The sequence below is a fragment of the Streptococcus sp. 9903 genome (genome assembly GCF_013276625.1).
Classification (GTDB): domain Bacteria; phylum Bacillota; class Bacilli; order Lactobacillales; family Streptococcaceae; genus Streptococcus.
The window spans coordinates 142,908-161,017 of the sequence record NZ_VMLI01000001.1 but is presented as its reverse complement, the minus strand read 5'-3'; the positions used below and the strand labels follow the sequence as shown (position 1 = coordinate 161,017).

Annotated in this window: 15 protein-coding genes, 2 pseudogenes and 1 other annotated feature; of the genes and pseudogenes, 1 reads left to right on the top strand and 16 read right to left on the bottom strand. The window is 39.6% G+C overall.

Features of this window, described 5'->3' with window-relative positions; genetic code table 11:
• Positions 1-851: 851 nt before the first annotated feature.
• The 16 genes and pseudogenes from HT696_RS00810 to HT696_RS00735 all read right to left on the bottom strand — a co-directional run bounded on the left by HT696_RS00810 (position 852) and on the right by HT696_RS00735 (position 16,841).
• Positions 852-1,010 (bottom strand): hypothetical protein, encoded by a 159-nt coding sequence (locus HT696_RS00810; RefSeq protein ID WP_007284777.1) that lies wholly within the window; start codon positions 1,008-1,010, stop codon positions 852-854.
• Positions 1,011-1,019: 9 nt separating this feature from the next.
• Positions 1,020-2,330 carry a GTPase ObgE gene (obgE, locus tag HT696_RS00805; protein WP_173234029.1) on the bottom strand — a complete coding sequence of 437 codons (1,311 nt, stop codon included), beginning with the start codon at positions 2,328-2,330 and terminating at the stop codon, positions 1,020-1,022.
• Positions 2,331-2,393: 63 nt separating this feature from the next.
• On the bottom strand, positions 2,394-2,528 hold the full coding sequence (locus tag HT696_RS00800; protein WP_000863859.1) for a DUF4044 domain-containing protein: 135 nt from the start codon (positions 2,526-2,528) through the stop codon (positions 2,394-2,396).
• 58 nt (positions 2,529-2,586) lie between these two features.
• Complete coding sequence (locus HT696_RS00795; protein ID WP_173234132.1) at positions 2,587-2,763, bottom strand: PspC domain-containing protein; 177 nt, start codon at positions 2,761-2,763, stop codon at positions 2,587-2,589.
• Between the two features lie 29 nt (positions 2,764-2,792).
• Positions 2,793-4,118 carry a glycosyltransferase family 4 protein gene (locus HT696_RS00790; protein ID WP_173283061.1) on the bottom strand — a complete coding sequence of 442 codons (1,326 nt, stop codon included), beginning with the start codon at positions 4,116-4,118 and terminating at the stop codon, positions 2,793-2,795.
• 15 nt (positions 4,119-4,133) lie between these two features.
• On the bottom strand, positions 4,134-5,177 hold the full coding sequence (gene cpoA / locus HT696_RS00785; RefSeq protein WP_173283059.1) for an alpha-galactosylglucosyldiacylglycerol synthase: 1,044 nt from the start codon (positions 5,175-5,177) through the stop codon (positions 4,134-4,136).
• Between the two features lie 115 nt (positions 5,178-5,292).
• Positions 5,293-5,622, bottom strand: coding sequence for a metal-sulfur cluster assembly factor (locus HT696_RS00780; protein WP_000331929.1), 330 nt, complete (start codon positions 5,620-5,622; stop codon positions 5,293-5,295).
• Between the two features lie 13 nt (positions 5,623-5,635).
• Positions 5,636-6,745 carry an RNA polymerase sigma factor RpoD gene (rpoD, locus tag HT696_RS00775; RefSeq protein ID WP_000201907.1) on the bottom strand — a complete coding sequence of 370 codons (1,110 nt, stop codon included), beginning with the start codon at positions 6,743-6,745 and terminating at the stop codon, positions 5,636-5,638.
• A gap of 2 nt (positions 6,746-6,747) precedes the next feature.
• A complete protein-coding gene (gene dnaG / locus HT696_RS00770; protein ID WP_173283057.1) occupies positions 6,748-8,508 on the bottom strand; it encodes a DNA primase in 1,761 nt (586 codons plus the stop codon).
• Positions 8,509-8,597: 89 nt separating this feature from the next.
• A complete protein-coding gene (locus HT696_RS00765) occupies positions 8,598-9,356 on the bottom strand; it encodes an ABC transporter ATP-binding protein (RefSeq protein ID WP_173283055.1) in 759 nt (252 codons plus the stop codon).
• Entirely contained in the window at positions 9,353-10,219 is an 867-nt protein-coding gene (locus HT696_RS00760) for an ABC transporter permease (protein WP_000637230.1), read from the bottom strand. Before HT696_RS00760 ends, HT696_RS00765 begins: the two co-directional genes overlap by 4 nt.
• Positions 10,220-10,287: 68 nt before the next feature.
• Positions 10,288-11,292, bottom strand: a complete 1,005-nt coding sequence (trpX, locus tag HT696_RS00755; protein ID WP_119920141.1) for a tryptophan ABC transporter substrate-binding protein — start codon at positions 11,290-11,292, stop codon at positions 10,288-10,290.
• 247 nt (positions 11,293-11,539) lie between these two features.
• Positions 11,540-11,757, bottom strand: a binding site (T-box leader).
• Positions 11,758-11,826: 69 nt separating this feature from the next.
• Complete coding sequence (ppc, locus tag HT696_RS00750; protein WP_173283053.1) at positions 11,827-14,523, bottom strand: phosphoenolpyruvate carboxylase; 2,697 nt, start codon at positions 14,521-14,523, stop codon at positions 11,827-11,829.
• Between the two features lie 24 nt (positions 14,524-14,547).
• Positions 14,548-15,771 carry an FtsW/RodA/SpoVE family cell cycle protein gene (locus HT696_RS00745; protein ID WP_061439109.1) on the bottom strand — a complete coding sequence of 408 codons (1,224 nt, stop codon included), beginning with the start codon at positions 15,769-15,771 and terminating at the stop codon, positions 14,548-14,550.
• Positions 15,772-15,914: 143 nt separating this feature from the next.
• Positions 15,915-16,229: pseudogene (locus HT696_RS00740) on the bottom strand (transposase family protein); the annotation flags it as partial.
• 255 nt (positions 16,230-16,484) lie between these two features.
• Entirely contained in the window at positions 16,485-16,841 is a 357-nt protein-coding gene (locus tag HT696_RS00735; protein ID WP_173282824.1) for a hypothetical protein, read from the bottom strand.
• On the opposite strand from HT696_RS00735, the pseudogene HT696_RS00730 reads away from it, so the two are divergent.
• Positions 16,825-17,976: pseudogene (locus HT696_RS00730) on the top strand (IS256 family transposase). The gene HT696_RS00735 and the pseudogene HT696_RS00730 sit on opposite strands and share 17 nt — an antisense overlap.
• Positions 17,977-18,110: the final 134 nt, after the last annotated feature.

The following is an 18,110-nucleotide window of genomic DNA, read 5'->3' as shown; positions in this document are numbered from 1 at the left end:
ATATATACGGCAAGGCGATATTGACGTGATTTGAAGAGATTTTCGAAGAGTATAATCTTTCTCGAATCGCTATTGCCCCTTTTTTGCCCCCTGAAATCGAGTAGGAGCTAAGACTAACCCCCTTATCTAAGTATCGGAATACGGCTGTTCAACTAAACTTTAGAAAGAACTTCTCCCCCTTCTCTCAGTTCACAGAAGCGTTTTATACATAGCGTCCTATATTTCATGAACAAGACGTTTTCAGGCTAGCATCCTATCAGACAATCTATTTTAAAGATAACCGTGACTCAGGATCACCTCTATCTGTCGTTTTCTCTTTATAGTGATAGACCTCACGGGATAAGTCATACATCTTTCCTCGTGTATACAAGATATGAGGACGTTAAAAGGTTACAGTGAAAATAGAAAATCTTAGTCCGAATTCAATTACTCTCGTGCTTTATGTATATAGGTTACGACTACCTTTTTGGACTTTAGAGTTTTGAGCCCCCTTATCCACTATATACGCCTTACTATCACGTTCCTGTTCGTAGAGCCACGATTTCGCTATCCCTTCCCCTGACGATTCTTATTTCCAGCATCAGACTTAAAACGATCTATCCCCAGACCGTTTTAATCCGCTACCTCACGATAGTCAGGCTTGGGAATCGCTATTTGACTCGCCGAGAATTTTGACATCAGATATACTATAACAAAGTGAAATAAGAATCAAACAATTTAATTTTGAAATTCAAATCAATTGATAACAATATTTTAGAAGATATGCTGTGCTATTCCAGATTCAGTTTGCTATACATCCCGTCGTACCACAAAATCCCGTATCTGATGAGGCACGGGATTTTTTAGCTTCTTTACTGAGATGGATTGTCTTTTTTAGTTCGTGCCAATCTCAGAGCACGATTTGGATTGAGACGATTAAACAGTTCTTCCAATTTCTTTTCATTCCAAACGTCTGCAGCGGAAACAAAATTACCATCCGCATCTCGGAAAGATATCGGTTTATCTCCCATATCAGTCTCCTAGTCTACAAATTCAAACTCAAATTTACCAATGCGGACCAAATCCCCATCCTTAGCACCACGCGCACGAAGGGCTTCATCAACCCCCATACCACGAAGTTGGCGGGCAAATTTCATGACAGATTCATCACGATCAAAGTTGGTCATATTAAAGAGTTTCATGAGTTTTTCACCAGAAAGCACCCATGTTGCATCGTCATCACGACTAATTTCAAAGGCTTTTTCTTCCTCGTCAAATCCATAGTAAGCTTCTTCTTCCATATCTGACTCGTCGTAGAGCAAGAATTCTGGTGTCTTGTCTAACAATTCAGCTGTCGCATCCAAGAGCGTTGCCAAACCTTGCTTGGTCAATCCAGAAATCGGGAAGATAGCTGGTAACTCTTCAAATTCATCGTAGTTTTCAGCTAATTTCTTCTTGAATTCTTCAAGATTTTCCTGACTCTCAGGCATATCCATCTTATTGGCTACGATAATCTGTGGACGCTCCATGAGACGAAGATTGTATGACTCCAGCTCTTTATTGATAGCTAGGTAGTCCTCATAAGGATCACGGCCTTCGCTAGCTGACATATCAATGATATGGAGGATGACACGTGTACGCTCAATGTGGCGGAGGAACTGGGTTCCCAAACCAACACCTTGACTAGCCCCTTCAATCAAACCTGGTAAATCGGCTACTGCAAAAGATTCACCCGATTGGGTGCGAACCATACCTAAATTTGGTACAATTGTCGTAAAGTGGTAGGCTCCAATTTTAGGTTTAGCTGAGGTAATAACACTTAAAAGTGTTGATTTCCCAACAGATGGGAATCCTACTAAACCGACATCTGCCAAGATTTTTAGTTCCAATTGTAACTCACGTTCCTGACCTGGTTCTCCGTTTTCAGAGATTTCAGGTGCAGGATTTTTGGGTGTCGCAAAGCGGATGTTTCCACGTCCACCACGACCACCGTGGGCTACAATAAATTCTTGACCATGTTCAATCAAATCTTTCAAAACCTTGCCAGTCTCTGCATCACGAACAGTCGTACCTTGTGGAACACGAACTCTGAGATCCTCTGCACCACGACCATGCATCCCTTTGGTCATTCCTTTCTCACCAGAATCAGCCTTGAAATGGCGATTATAGCGGAAATCCATGAGGGTACGTAGACCTTCATCTACAACGAAGACGACATTGCCTCCACGACCACCATCACCACCCCAAGGACCACCATTAGGGACATATTTTTCACGGCGAAAGGCAACCATACCATCGCCACCATTACCAGCCTTGACCTTAATCTTGGCTGTATCTAAAAACATACTCATTATTTCTTCTCACTTTAAAAAAGGGCTGGGAAATCCCAGTCACTAAATTTTCTTGAATCTATTTTATAGATTACTGAGGGCACCAATTGCAGTTGCAAAAATTCCCAATAAACTTGCTACTAGCATGATAATCACGATAAACAAGGTTATTTTCTCAAACATCGTTTTTTTACGATTTCCATTATCTCCAAATGCCATTTTTCTCTCCTTCGTTACATTCTATTTTCTATTATCTTAGCATGAATTGAGCTAGTTTTCAATAGTCACTTGCTACTGGTGCGATAATCCATAAAATGATATAAGCTACAATTCCCGCTCCGTAACAGCAAGCAAGAACACCCCATATTACACGAACAATAGTCGGATCCATATCAAAATAATGGGCTACCCCAGCACAAACACCAGCAATTTTTTGATCACTACCACCTCTCATCAATTGTTTTTTCATAGCTATTCCTCTTTCTATTCTTCATGGTCTTTCCAATAATCTCTGATGCTGATTAACTGTGTTTTTGAAGCCTTCAGCATGCGTCTAGAGCCTTTTACCGGTACAGCGACTACCTTTTGCGGAAGATACAAAACTGTTTTAAAAATACGCTGACTGACCGTATCATCTTTTGCTAAATCTTTCTGGAAATTATTTGAAATAATAGCATCAAGATAAAACTCATGCACTCGTTTTCCAAAGTTCTCAGCTGAAATCTCGTACAACTTCTCTGATAAAGTATGCTCATTCATGTTTGGTGTTGCAATCAGGGCCTCCAGAATAGCTCCAGCCAAATCATGTTCACCGTAATACAAGGTTCCAAACATTTTATCACTGATCAGATTGTCCAGATACGGATTTCCATGTGCAATGACAGGCGTCCCACTGGCCAAGCTTTCCAAGTAGGTCAAGCCTTGGGTTTCACTTGTCGATGCCGAGATGAAGAAATCTGCTGCCTTATAATAAAGAGCCGTCTCACTAGGAGCAATCATCCCTGTAAAGACAACAGAGTCTTGAATCTCTAGTTTCTTGGCTTGCTCTTTGAGGTCATCCAGATAAGGACCATCCCCAGCTACCACCAGTTTAACCTTGTCTTCCTCTTTCAGAACTTCTGCAAAAGCTGCTAAAACTGCTTGAATATTTTTTTCATAGGAAATTCTCGAAAGACTCAGCAACATCTTTTCATCATCTTGAATCTCTAGTTTACTACGCAGTTCTTTCAAATTTTCTTGCTTGATTTCTGGACGCTCAAACTTGGCTAATTCAATCCCTGTAGGAATAACACGTTTTTCAACCTTGACTTTATAGTCAGATAGCAAGTCACGGACAATCTCACTCGGGCAAATGACTCCATCCACATCATGCAGGAAACCTCTGACCAGATACTTGACCATACTAGGACGAATCAGCAAACCCTTGGCAATATAATGCACATAGTCTTCGTACTGAGTGTGATAGGTATGGATGACTGGAATCTTCAATTCACGCGCAATCCAAATCCCCAGTAGGCCAAGAGAAAATTCTGTCTGAGTGTGGATAATATCTAGCTGATACTGTTTGGCAATTTCAAGCGCCTTGCTAAAACCTCGGTAGGCAAAGCGACGATCCTTGAAAGCGAAGAAAGGAACACTTGGAATACGAATAATTTGCCAATCTTCGTAGCGATTGACATCCTTATCCGTCGTCGTAAAGATAAAAACAGCATGTCCTTGCTTTTCAAGTTCTGTTTTCAAGGTTCGAATACTGGTCGCAACACCTGAAACCTGAGGAAAATAGGTATCTGTAAATAAACCAATTCGCATAGATTACCTCACTTTTTACTTTCTCCCTAAAGCGGCTTGTTTCTCATAAAAGTCCAACCAGATTTGTAACAAGTGCTCTTCTGAATACTCTCTGGAAATATTCTTAGCCTTTTCTTTGAGATCTTTTAAGACAGCAGGATTCGATTGATATTCCAGAATAGCTTCTTTCATCTCTTCTCTATCTGCTGTCGCCCGATAATTTCCCTCCAAAATTACCTTATAGAGATCCAAATCACGTAACATAATAGGAGCTTCACAACTAGCAGCCTCTAAAATAGTCATAGGAAAGAGTTCATTATAACTAGGTAACAAGAAAAGATCCGCTAGGGCATACAATTCTCGCATCCGCTCTGGTGAGACAATTCCTGGAAAAATTAAATTTTTAGGAGGATTTTCCATGATTTTCTTGTAGCGTTCATAACCATCTGTCATGCCACCAAAAGAGAAACCACCGGCCCAAATAAAGGTAATCTGAGGCAATTCCTCAGCTAGACGGATAAAATCATCAATCCCTTTACGTTTCTGAACTTGACCAGCACCTACTACGATAAACTGATTATCACTAAGACCTAGCTCTGTTCGCAGTCTGACTACCTCTTCTTGTGGAAGTGGATGCCATTTTTCCTTGTTGACAAAGTTAGGAATATAGGTAACTTTTTCACGTGGAATACCAGCTGCCACCAAATCCTCAATAAACATCGGATTGACCACAACCAAGTGCTCCATCCGGTTGTAAAAAGAAAATACATAGCGTTTCACAATTCCCTTTAAGAAAAATGGAATTTTCAAACTCCCCTCAAGTGTATCAGGCAAGAAATGCACATAGCCAATTTTTCTCCCTGAGCGTTTCTTTTGAAATGTTGATAAATAATAGGGGAAATCAATTGTATGAAAGTGAGTCACATCTGCCTCTATTGGAAGATTTTCTGTAACAATCAATTGGTCCTTGGCATCACGGTGAAGAAGACGAACTAATTCACGGTAAGCACCTGAAACTCCTTGTCCTGCTACTTTCTCACTTGAACTCAACATATTGATGCGTAATTTCTTTTTTTCCATAACTACTATTATATCATTTTCTTTGAATAAAATCAGCAAAAGAAAGGAGAGACTAGAGGAAAAGAGGGGGAAATTTCCTCACTTTTCCAAGGGTCTCTCACATCCTTTTATATGTTTACTTAATGCCTAGGGCAATGCGTGCATAGCGACTCATTTTTTCAACGGTCCAGGCTGGATACCAAACTAATTTGACCTCAGTATCCGTTACTTCTGGAACCTCTGTCATGGCATCATAAATCTGGTCTGTCAAAAGGTCTGCTAGAGGACATCCCATAGTTGTCAAAGTCATATCAATCTCTGTTTGCCCTGTGTCGCCATCAAAACGAATCTCATAAATCAAACCAAGGTTGACAATATCGATTCCCAACTCAGGGTCGATGACTTCTTCCAAGGCTGTTAAAATGCGTGTTTTGATGTTTTCAATTTGCTCTTCTGTATAAGCCATATTTCCCTCACTCTTAGTCTTCAATAAAATCACGAAGCGGTTTGCTACGACTTGGTTGGCGTAGTTTTCTCAAAGCCTTGGCTTCAATCTGACGGATACGCTCACGAGTCACGTTAAAGACTTTCCCCACATCTTCAAGAGTGCGCATTTTCCCATCATCTAGTCCAAAACGTAGACGCAGAACATTTTCTTCACGGTCTGTAAGAGTATCCAAGACCTCATCCAACTGCTCACGCAAGACGATACGAGTTGTATAGTCCACTGGATTTTCAATCACTTCATCTTCGATAAAGTCTCCAAGGTGGCTATCATCCTCTTCACCGATTGGTGTTTCAAGAGATACTGGTTCTTGGGCAATCTTCAAGATTTCACGAACCTTATCAGGAGTCATATCCATACGTTCAGCAATCTGTTCTGGTGTTGGATCTTGACCTAATTCTTGAAGGAGATTCCGCTGTTCACGAACCAATTTATTGATGGTTTCAACCATGTGGACTGGGATACGGATGGTACGAGCTTGATCCGCAATAGCACGAGTGATTGCCTGACGAATCCACCAAGTTGCGTAAGTTGAGAACTTGAACCCTTTAGAATAGTCAAACTTGTCAACCGCCTTCATCAAGCCCATGTTCCCTTCTTGAATCAAGTCAAGAAACTGCATACCACGGCCGACATAGCGTTTAGCAATGGAAACAACCAAACGAAGGTTGGCTTCCGCAAGACGTTGTTTAGCTTCGATATCACCAGCTTCAACTGCTAGTGCCAATTCTTTTTCCTCTTCATTGGTCAAGAGAGGAACGACTCCGATTTCTTTCAAGTACATACGAACAGGATCGTTGACCTTAGCCGAAGTTGACCCAATCAAGTCCTCATCGCTGAGTTCTGGCTCTTCTTCAGTGCTAAGAACACGTGCACTTGGATTTCCTTCGTTATCTGTGATAGAAATTCCTGCATCTTGAATCCGTTGCAAGAGATCTTCAATCCCATCAGCGTCCAAGGTAAAAGGAACGACAAGACTAGCATTGATTTCATCATCTGTTGCTGTCCCTTTTTGCTTATGATTACGGATAAATTCTGCTACTTGTACGTCAAATGTTGTTACTTCTTTTTGTTTTGTTGCCATTATTACTCCATTCTTCTCTTTTGGGAAATTAAACGTTCCAATTCTTCTAAGGCTGTATCGGTATCTCCTACATGGCTAGCTTCCTGCACCTTCTTTTTGATTCTCATATTGTCCTGATTCAAGAGAGCCTTGTTTCGAGTCATCTCTACTTCACTAAGTTCCTGCGGTGACATCTCAGCAGGCAAATCCTGAGCTAAAACTTGGTACCAAGCTCTTTCAACTTCCTCTGTCTGTTCTGCTAGAACTTCTGGAGGAAGATTGCCATACTGGCCAAGCAAGTCATATAGGACCTGAAATTCAGGTGTATCAAATGAAAAGCCTTCTCGCAAACGGTAATCGTTCAAAATAAGAGGGAATTCCATCATCCGATAAAGTAGATGGGCTTCTGCCCTCATAATAGCCGATAACTGCTTGGTGACAGGCATAGTGATTTGCGTCGGTCTGGAAACCCCTTCCATGCGATTCTGCCTTTGCGCCTGACGACTCTCATTAACAATCTGCTCAATCTGAGCATAATCAAAGGATGCCAGACTGTCAGCTAAAATATGAATATAGCTGTTTTGAGCAGTAATAGACTTTTCTCGAACAATCAAGGGAGCTATTTTTTCAATAAACTCAATCTGAGCCTGCAGATTTTCACTGTTTTCAGGTTTGTACTGATGAATGTAAAACTCAACCGGACTAATACGAGTTTTCGTTAACAGATAGGCCAAATCTTCTGGACCATTTTTTTGTATATACTCATCTGGATCCAAGTTATCAGGCATGCTGACAATTTGCACAGGCATCTCACCAATTTCATCCAATGCTTTCAATGTCGCGGCTTGCCCAGCCTTATCACCATCGTAAACAAGGACTAACTTCTTGGTTAACCTTTTCAGATGCTCAACATGCTCTCGACTCAAGGCTGTTCCCATAGATGCGACAGCATTTTCAATTCCAGCCCGATAGGCTGCAATGACATCCATGAACCCTTCCATCAGGTAAATCTCACTAGCTTTTCCAGAAGATTTTTTAGCCCTATCCATATGATATAATTCGTAACTTTTGTTAAAAATTGCAGTCGATCGGCTATTTTTATACTTAGAAGTTTGTGAATCCATTTTCTGCCAGATACGACCTGAGAAGGCAATAACCTTTCCTTGGTCATTTGTCAGGGGAAACATAATGCGATTGTGAAAGGTATCTACAAATTGATTAGCATCCGAGAGATAAAACAGTCCCGAATCTAGGAAATCCTCATCACGATACTGACCAGACAAACGTTGATAGAGATAATTTCGTTCTGGAGGTGCTAAACCAATCCGAAAATGCTTGAGCACTTCATCTGTCAAACCACGCTGATAAAGGTAGTTTCTGGCCTCTTCCCCCATGGTCGTTGTCATGAGAATAGCATGATAAAATTTGGCTGCATCTTCGTGCATATCATAAAGAGCTTGGTGAGGCAAAACTTGCTTCTGTTCACTATAAAGCGGTTTTTCTACCTCTATCCCAACACGCTGACCTAAGATTTGGACAGCCTCCATAAATGGAACGCCTTGGTACTCCTCGATGAACTTAAAGACGTCACCTGAGCGGCCACAACCAAAACAGTGATAAAACTGCTTGTCCTCTACAACGTTGAAAGAAGGTGTTTTTTCACCATGAAAAGGACAGAGCCCTAGATAGTTCCGTCCTGCCTTTTGTAAAGAAATCACATCTCCTATGACTTCCACAATGTTGGCATTGTTTTTGATTTCTTCAATGACTTGTTTGTCAACCATACACAATACCTCCATGTTATCATAGTTTACTTTATATAGTATACTTTATTTCAGAAAAAAAGTAAACCATTTCACTCATTTTCCCTACTTTATTCAAAGAGTTGATAATAATCAGAGATTTTCATTTTTGCTTTATCTTCTTGGTTCAAATCTTGGATGATACGACCTTCTTTCATAACAATCAAGCGATTACCATATTTGAGAGCATCTTCCATGTGGTGAGTAATCATAAGAGCTGTCAGCTGATCTTTCTTGACAAATTCATCCGTCAATTCCATCAAGGCCACACTGGTCTTTGGATCAAGCGCTGCAGTATGCTCGTCTAACAAGAGTAATTCAGGTCGTTTCAAGGTTGCCATCAAGAGACTCAAGGCCTGTCTTTGCCCACCTGATAAGAACTCAATTGGCGTATTCAAGTGTTTCTCAAGACCATTTCCTACTTTTTCAATGGTCGCTTGAAATTCATCCTTATAACTAGTCAAGCGTCGTGGTAACAATCCACGCTTTTCACCACGAAATTTGGCAATCAAGAGATTCTCTGCCACTGTCATACGAGGAGCTGTCCCCATCTTTGGATCTTGGAAGACACGAGACAGATACTTAGCGCGCTTCTCTGGTGAAAACTTGGTAACATCCTCACCTAAAATACGGATAGTTCCACTGGTTAGTGATAAAGTTCCTGCAATAGTGTTAAAGAGGGTTGATTTCCCAGCACCATTTCCACCTAAAATCGTGATAAAGTCCTGTTCAAAAATTTCTAAGGAAACATCATTTAAAATAATCTTTTCTTCATCAAAGCCATTTTTAACGACTTTGGTTGCATTTTTTAATTCTACAATTGCTGTCATTTGCTTAACTTGGCTCCTTTCAAGATTGTTTGCTTAAATGTTGGAATCATGAGGCAGACTGCTAAAATCACGGCGCTGTACAAACGAAGGTAACTTGTATTAAAGCCAAGCGCAATAACTGCCCACACTAAGAATTGATAAGCGATAGAACCTACAACGATGGTAACCAGACGTTCTGCCAAGCTCAAACTCTTGAAGATAACTTCTCCAATAATCAAACTTGCAAGCCCCACAACGATAACCCCGATTCCTCGAGATACATCGGCATACCCTTCTTGCTGGGCAATGAGAGCTCCTGCAAGGGCAATCACACCATTTGATAAGACCAAGCCCATAAGCTCCATGCGTCCAGTATGAATCCCGAAACTTCTAGCCATATCAGGATTGTCACCTGTAGCAATATAGGCTTGTCCGAGTTTGGTATCCAAGAAAAAGAGCATGAGAGCAATAACAAGACTGACAAAGATAAGACCTGTCAAGAGTTGATTCAAATCCGAATCAAAAGGTAGAACATCCTGAATTTGCTTGGTTCCAAGCAGGCCTAAATTCGCACGTCCCATAATCAAGAGCATGATAGAGTGACAGGAAGTCATCACCAAAATCCCTGATAGCAAGGTTGGAATCTTCCCTTTTGTATAAAGAAGTCCTGCTACCATTCCAGCCAAACACCCTGCTCCTACAGCAAGCAGTGTCGCTAAAAAAGGGTTCACGCCTTTGGTTATCAAAGTGACAGCAACAGCTCCCCCAAGAGGGAAGGAACCTTCTGTTGTCATATCTGGAAAGTTTAAAATCCTAAATGTCATAAAGATTCCCAGACCTAGAATAGCCCAGACAAATCCTTGAGAAATAATGGAAACAATCATATTTTATTTAATCCTTTCTATATTCATCTTTTTAAAAAATGGGAAGAGTCTCCTCCTCCCTACCTTATTTATTCGATGACTTGTCCTGCTTCTTTGAGAACAGACTCAGGAATCGTAATACCTAGTTCTTGTGCTATTTTTTTATTGATGACTGACTTACCAGTTGAAAAGACATTGACTGGGGTATCAGCTGGTTTTGCACCTTTCAGAACTTGCGCAATCATTTTTCCAGTTGCCACACCAAGGTCATGTTGGTCAACTACAACTGATGCCAAACCACCTACTTCTACCATAGCTGCCGCACTTGGATAAATTGGTTTCTTAGAACTTTGATTGCTAGAGACAACCGTTGGAAATCCTGATGCAATGGTGTTATCAATTGGAACCCAAATAGCATCTACCTTGCTAGTCATAACAGTGACAGTTGAGGCAATTTCATTTGTTGAAGGAACTGCAAATGTTTCCACTGTCAGACCTGCTTTTTCAGCATAAGCCTTAAATTCTTCGACCTGTGTTTTTGAATTGTCTTCGCTACTTGAGTAAAGAGCTCCGATTGTTTTCACATTCGGTGTCAGAGTCTTGATGAGTTCAACTTGTTGTTGAGCTGGATTGTGGTCAGATACCCCTGTAACGTTGCCACCTGGTCTTTTCAAATCTTTAACCAAGTTAGCACCAATTGGGTCTGTAATAGCGGCCATGATAACAGGTAGGTCTTTTGTGGCACTAGCTAAACCTTGAGCAGCTGGTGTTGCAATACCAACCACAAGGTCATTTCCATTTGCAACCAATTGTTTACTCATTGTCGCAACCTTACTTTGGTCACCTTCTGAGTTCATAAAGTCGATCTTCAACTGGTCATCTTTATATCCTTCTTCAGCAAGTCCAGCTTGAATCCCTTTATAAATCAAATCAAGGGATGGATGGCTCACAAATTGAAGCACACCAATCTTGGTTATTTTCTTCTCATCCTTATTATTCTGAGATTCTGGTTTATTCATTGAAGAGTAAATCAAGCTTCCTGCTACTAAGACTGCTAAGGCAGCGACAATTCCAATTAAACGTTTATTTTTCATTCTGTTTCTCCTTTTTAATTCCTTTAAAATACTTCACTTATCTAATACTCTTCGAAAATCTCTTCAAACCACGTCAGCGTCGCCTTACCGTAGGTATATGATACTGACTCTGTCAGTTCTATCCACAACCTCAANNCGGCTAGCTTCCTAGTTTGTACTTTGATTTTCATTGAGTATAAACAAGCGACGCCATCGTTTTCTTTCCATACTAACCTCCATCAAAAAAAGTCCTCACACAAAAAACTTGTGTGAGGACGTCGATGCGCGGTACCACCTCAATTATAGGGAATTTCCCTATCGCTCTGTCTCGCAATAACGAGATGCACTGTAAGGTGTGCTCACCGAATTTTTATGATTTCAAATTCTAAATAACATTCAGCCCAATTTTCATCATCGCCACTTATCTGTTTTCAGCTACCACAGACTCTCTTGAAAGTTTGTACGATTACTTTTCTGAATGGTTAAATTATATCATTTTTAAACTACTTGTCAATAGTCTATTAGAATTTTTTTCATCTTCACTTTTGAAAATGATTAGCCTGAATTACGCAATCCTGTTGCAATTCCGTTGATGGTGATATGAATCAATCGTTCTTGATCACTGGACAATTCTCCACGACGTTGGCGTTTGATCAACTCCAACTGAATATAGTTGAGAATATTAAAGTAAGGCATACGGTAATCCAGACTAGCTTTTAGATATGGATTGTCAGCTAAGAGTTCGTCATGTCCTTCAATAGCCAGGATAACGTTCTTAGTAACTTGCCATTCATTTAAAATAGTCTCATAGATGGCCTTAACTTGCTCGTCTTCACAAAGTTTAGCATATTCAAAAGCAATATTCATATTTGATTTTGACAAAACCATATCAACATTTGAAAGAAGCGATTGGAAGAAAGGCCAATTTTGGTACATATCTCGTAAAATAGCAATATTTTCTGGATTTTTATCGATAAATTCCTTGAAGCTTGAACCAACCCCGTACCATCCAGGGAACATAACACGACTTTGTGACCATGAGAATACCCAAGGGATGGCACGCAAACCACCGATTTCAGTAATCGTCTTACGGGCAGCTGGGCGAGAACCAATGTTAAAGCTTGAAATAGCCTTGATTGGACTTGACTCGAAGAAATAATCATAGAAATGCTCATTACCAAAGACCAAATCACGGTAGATATCGTAACTACGGTCCACTACTTGATCCATAATGGCTTCATAACGATTTGAGGTATTGGTATCGCTCTTCTTCTGAGTAATCATACGGTTAATAGCTGCCGATACTAGCATTTCAAGGTTATAGTAAGCAGCGTCTTTATTACCGTATTTATTGCCAATTACTTCACCCTGCTCCGTCAAGCGGATACGATCCTTGATAGACTTGAGCGGTTGAGATGTGATGGCTTCATAGGTTGGCCCACCACCACGACCGACAGTCCCACCACGGCCATGGAAGAAGGTAACCTTAACGCCAAATTCATCTCCAATAGCAGTCAATTGTTGTTGAGCCTTGTAGAGGGTCCAACATGATGACAAGTAACCGCCATCTTTATTACTGTCAGAGTAGCCCAACATGATTTCTTGATAGTTATTACGTGAAGCAATCCATTTTTTGGCAAGAGGAAGAGAAAGATATTGTCTCATTGTTTCCTCTGAATGATCCAAGTCTTCAATTGTTTCAAAAAGGGGAACAATCTGAACACGCGCCCTTTCCGTATCCACCAGTCCTACTTCTTTTAATAGAATAGCTAATTCTAGCATATCAGAAAGGCTGGTTGCATGTGAAATGATGGTCTGACGGATGACATCATCTCCCAACTTATCTTTCAAAACACGAGCCGTCTTAAAAATAGCTAGTTCTTTTGCTAATAATTCTGATTTCTCTGCGTGAGTCGCAGAAAGAATTCGGGGATCTTCTTCTAACTCTTTCAAGAGAAGGTCACATTTTTCTTCTTCGCTCAACTCGCTATATCGAGAATGAATTCCTGCTGATTTCAAGAGTTCTGCCACACAGGCTTCATAGACGCTAGAGTCTTGTCGCATATCAATTGATGCTAGGTAAAAACCAAATATCTCTACTGCCTGCAATAATTCCACAAAATCACCTGAAATCAAGGACTCGCTCTTATTTTCTAGTAGAGAATCTCGAATGGCAATCAAATCCTTGTAGAAATCATTGGCGGTTTCATAACGAGTCCCAACTTCCTTATCCTCAATCAGATAGGTTTTTGTTGCTTGGATTTTTGATTGAATATCAAACAAGGCACGACGGTAAAGCTCTTTTTCGCGGTAAATCGAGTTATCCTTGGATTGACGAGCCATTTCTCTGACTTGCTTACTGACATTGACAATACTAGTTGAAAGAGAAAATTCACGATAAAGTTGGTAAATCTTTTCATCATAGTAGTTCATGATGACTTCACACTGAGTGAGTGCAGACTGCTTCAAGGTCTCTGCTGTAACAAATGGATTTCCATCACGGTCACCACCTATCCACATACCCATGGTGATTGGTTTAGCCTGTTTTAAATTCAGACCATGCGCTTGCGCTAAGCGCTTATACTCCGTCGTCAAGTGAGGTACAGCTTTCAAAAAGGAGCTGTTGTAATATTCCATAGCATTCGTGATTTCGTTAGTCACTTTTAATTTTTTCTCACGAATCATGTCTGTCTGCATGATAATTTCGATATAACGGCGCAAATCATTGTGCCATTTTTCTTTATTGATCAACCCCAACTTAACATCACGGTATTTACGCAAAAGACTATGAATATGATTTGTTAAATCCAACATACTTTTGCGTTGCACTTGTGTTGGATGGGCTGTCAAAACAGGGACAACATTCAAGTGTTCAAGAATTTCAACGGCATTTTCTTTTTCAGCAACCATTTTGATCGTTGTAGATAATTTACCTAAATAATCCTGATCAATATTATTTTGATGATTGATTTCATAAGCTAAATCCACATCCTCTGAAATATTAATCAAAAGAGGTAAGATTGAAAAATAGCGTGAAATATAGACCATTTCATCATTTGATAAGCTAGTCACTAGACGGTTTAGACCTTGATAATCTTCCTGCGTTGATAATTCTTTCAACTGCATGATTTTTTTAAAGGTCTCTGGGGCAAGCATATTTTTAGTAATATCTTCCAGCAATTCTGTTAGAATCAATACTTCTTCTTGCACAACACTTTTATTACTATAATTTTCTAATTTTTGAAGAGACATAGACTATCCTTTCTTTATTCTACTTCACAGAAGGTTCATTGGTTGATTTTCCAATTCTCGGTACAACTTAGCGCGTTTTTCACTGGCATCAATATTTAAGACAAAGGCCACTGCCACTGACAAGACTAGAAGACTATTTCCACCCTGGGATAAGAAGGGGAAAGTCACTCCTGTAGATGGAATCAAGCCCGAAATCCCTCCGATATTAACAAATACCTGAACCAACATCATCCCTCCGACACCGAGTGCAACCATGGCATTGAAAGGATTCTCCGCTCGGATACCGACCAAGATAATCCGCAAAATCATGAAAAACAAGAGAGCTAAAATAAGACTGGCACCAACAAAGCCAAATTCTTCAATCACGATAGAAAAGACAAAGTCTGTATGAGCTTCTGGTAAATAACCTCGTTTTTCAATCGAGTTTCCAAGACCTAGACCAAACCAACCGCCATTGACCATGGCAAAATAAGAATTAGATAACTGGTGACCCGCATCAGCACGATCGGCAAAAGGATTAAAAAAGGCACTAAAGCGCTTGGCTACATAGCCAAATACTGGGATTTTTGAAAAGGTCTCAACACCGATTAGGCTGATAGTGGTTAAGACAAAGACAGAAGCGGCAGATACGAGCGCCAGAATGGTTGAAAACCAGCGATAAGCGATTCCACTAACTGTATACATAATCAAGGAAACCAAGACTAAAATAGTCGCATTCCCTAAATCAGGGAAAATTCCCAAACTTCCAATCAGAACTAGGAGAACGAATCGCCAATCATTAAAAGCACGGGGAAGCCATTGATTTTGAGTCAAAACTTGAAAATCATAAATAGCTATTTCTTCTTGCTGTTTGGAGAATCGGTGAGCCAAATACCAAATAATAATGATTTTCAAGTACTCAGCTGGCTGAATAGTTACTCCTGCAACCGAAATCCAACCGTATGCCCCGTTTACGGAAATACCAATAAAACGAGCTAAGAACAATAAAACCATTTCTATCAATATAACTAAAATAATTAGTCGCTCATTTCTCAAAAAATCTAGTCTCAATTTATAAATTAAGGCAATCAGTATCAAACTAACAATCCAAAAGATTCCTTGGTTTCGAACCAATTGCAAAGCGCTCTTGCCTTCTTCAATTAAAATAGCACTGGTGGTCGAATAGACCACAATCAAGCCCAAAATAGATAAAAGCAAGTAGGGAATCAAGATGGAATAATTTAATAAGTGCCTCTTACTAATCTTCATAGTATCACCACTCTACTAGGATACAGACAAATCTGTTCCAAATTCCGTTTTATTTTCTAGTTTTGATTGCTATTATACCATTTTTTCAGAAAGAAAAAAACTCTTACCTTACAATCCTTCGAATTTTACTGTTTTTACAGAATTAAGGCAGAATTTGAAATCGTAAAACCATTTTGAATAAGAGTTGCTTCAATCCATTGACTCCGACTAATTATGTTGCTTTCGTGAATGCCAAAATCAGCCGAAATTTGTTCATAAGTGCGCTATTCTCGCATGTATTGAATAGTTACCTTGAGGAGATCGTCTAGGCTTAATTTGGATTTTCGTCCACCTTTTGCGCGTTTACGTTGATAAGCTGTTTTTAACACAGATAACATCTCTTCAAAAGTCGTGCGCTGAACACCTACAAGGCTCTTGAAACGGATATCGCTTAATTGTTTACTTGCTTCATCATCCATAGTTTTATTGTCTTGTATTTTTGTTTCGCAGAAAGTCTATTATCCCTTTCGTTCCAAGGTTTTTACGCTTTTAGCAACAAAGCTACACACTCCACGTGATATGTCTGCGGAACTCAAAAGGTTTGGGGAACCTTTTGAGGATTAACTACGTTTCTCTAACAAACTTACACACTCGACGTGGTGCTAGCAACTACATATACTATGAAACAAAATGAAGTCTGTCAGAATTAGGAATGTACTTTTGAACGAAATACATTAAAATTTTATATTTTTAGATGGAAATGATGCTTTAGAAATAGATATCATATCGTGAGCTGCTATTTTTTCTCCAGCATCAATTATTGAACTCAAGAGTGCAGTACTATCAATATCCGTATTCTGGAGTGGAAGTTCAATTGCGACTAAAGTTTCATCTAATTGATTGGGTCCATATTCAATTTCTTCAATATCGGCACTTGTATAAACGTAGTTATCACCACTTATTAATAAAAATCTCCCATTTAATTGGTAGTATACAATAAGTTGTGTAAACGCAAAAAGGAATAAATCCGTTATAGTAGAGTTGCGAAACATTACTAGAAAGAGATTTATTCCTATGACACTGTTTACCACAGAATCGCTTAACTTCCTAGCCCAAAAGCAAGATATTGATGAATTTTTCCGTTCTTCTCTTGAAACATCTATGAATGACCTTCTTCAAGCAGAGTTATCAGCCTTATTAGGGTATGAGACTTATGATAAAGCAGGCTATAATTCGTAATGGAACCTATTCACGGAAATTTGAAACCAAATATGGGACTGTTCAGTTAACTGTTCCAAGAGATCGTAATGGGAACTTTACCCCAGCTTTGATCCCTGCTTATGGGCGTCGTGATGACCATAAGCAGGGATGATTATCAAACTCTATCAAACCGGCGTAACGACTCGAAAAATTAGTGATATTATCTAGCGAATGTATGGTCATCACTATAGTCCTGCCACAATTTCTAATATCTTAAAAGCAACTAAGGAGAATGCAGATGATTTTCATGAGAGAATCTTAGTAGCTAACTACTCTGTTTTATTCCTTGACGGAACCTATCTTACATTAAGACGTGGAACCGTTAGTAAAGAATGTATCCATATCGCACTTGGCATTACACCAGAAGGACAGAAAGAAGGCTGTTCTTGGATATGAAATCGCCCCAAATGAAAACAATGCTTCTTGGTTCACTCTGTTAGACAAGCTTCAAAACCAAGGAATCCAACAGGTTTCTCTTGTAGCGACCGATGGCTTCAAGGGGCTTGAGCAGATGATCAGTCAGGCTTACCCATTAGCTAAACACCAACGTTGCTTAATTCATATTAGTCGAAATATAGCTAGCAGATCGAGCGGTTAGTCTGGGACAATTTAAAATGATTTATCGTGCTGAAAATTTAGAAATGTCAGTACAAGCTTTAAAGGATTTTATCGCCGAATGGAAACCAAAGTATAGGAAAATAATAGAAAGTCTGGAGAATACGGATAATCTTTTAATTTTTTATCAGTTTCCCTACCAGATTTGGCATAGCATTTATTCGACAAACCTCAATGAGTCTCTCAACAAGGAAATCAAACGTCAAACGAAAAAGAAGGTTTTTCCCTAACGAGGAGGCTCTGGAACGTTACTTAGTTACTTTGTTTGAAGATTATAATTTCAAGCAAAATCAACGCATCCATAAAGGGGTTGGACAATGTTCTGACACACTTGAAAGCTTATTTCATTAATATCTTTCAACTTTCCAAGAAAGTTATTAAAGTAATCTTAAAGAGTACGGTAATTCGCTCTCTTTCTATTCAAATTTAATTTATTAGGTATAACAATAAAAATACCTATAGAGTCGCACAAACTTAAATATTCT

Coding starts and splice junctions, on each gene's coding strand:
- HT696_RS00810 (WP_007284777.1), bottom strand. CDS start 1,010: ATGGGAGATAAACCGATATCTTTCCGAGATGCGGATGGTAATTTTGTT.
- obgE (WP_173234029.1), bottom strand. CDS start 2,330: ATGAGTATGTTTTTAGATACAGCCAAGATTAAGGTCAAGGCTGGTAAT.
- ppc (WP_173283053.1), bottom strand. CDS start 14,523: ATGTCTCTTCAAAAATTAGAAAATTATAGTAATAAAAGTGTTGTGCAA.
- HT696_RS00780 (WP_000331929.1), bottom strand. CDS start 5,622: ATGGCTTATACAGAAGAGCAAATTGAAAACATCAAAACACGCATTTTA.
- HT696_RS00765 (WP_173283055.1), bottom strand. CDS start 9,356: ATGACAGCAATTGTAGAATTAAAAAATGCAACCAAAGTCGTTAAAAAT.
- HT696_RS00745 (WP_061439109.1), bottom strand. CDS start 15,771: ATGAAGATTAGTAAGAGGCACTTATTAAATTATTCCATCTTGATTCCC.
- HT696_RS00800 (WP_000863859.1), bottom strand. CDS start 2,528: ATGGCATTTGGAGATAATGGAAATCGTAAAAAAACGATGTTTGAGAAA.
- rpoD (WP_000201907.1), bottom strand. CDS start 6,745: ATGGCAACAAAACAAAAAGAAGTAACAACATTTGACGTACAAGTAGCA.
- trpX (WP_119920141.1), bottom strand. CDS start 11,292: ATGAAAAATAAACGTTTAATTGGAATTGTCGCTGCCTTAGCAGTCTTA.
- dnaG (WP_173283057.1), bottom strand. CDS start 8,508: ATGGTTGACAAACAAGTCATTGAAGAAATCAAAAACAATGCCAACATT.
- HT696_RS00790 (WP_173283061.1), bottom strand. CDS start 4,118: ATGCGAATTGGTTTATTTACAGATACCTATTTTCCTCAGGTTTCAGGT.
- HT696_RS00760 (WP_000637230.1), bottom strand. CDS start 10,219: ATGATTGTTTCCATTATTTCTCAAGGATTTGTCTGGGCTATTCTAGGT.
- HT696_RS00795 (WP_173234132.1), bottom strand. CDS start 2,763: ATGAGAGGTGGTAGTGATCAAAAAATTGCTGGTGTTTGTGCTGGGGTA.
- cpoA (WP_173283059.1), bottom strand. CDS start 5,177: ATGGAAAAAAAGAAATTACGCATCAATATGTTGAGTTCAAGTGAGAAA.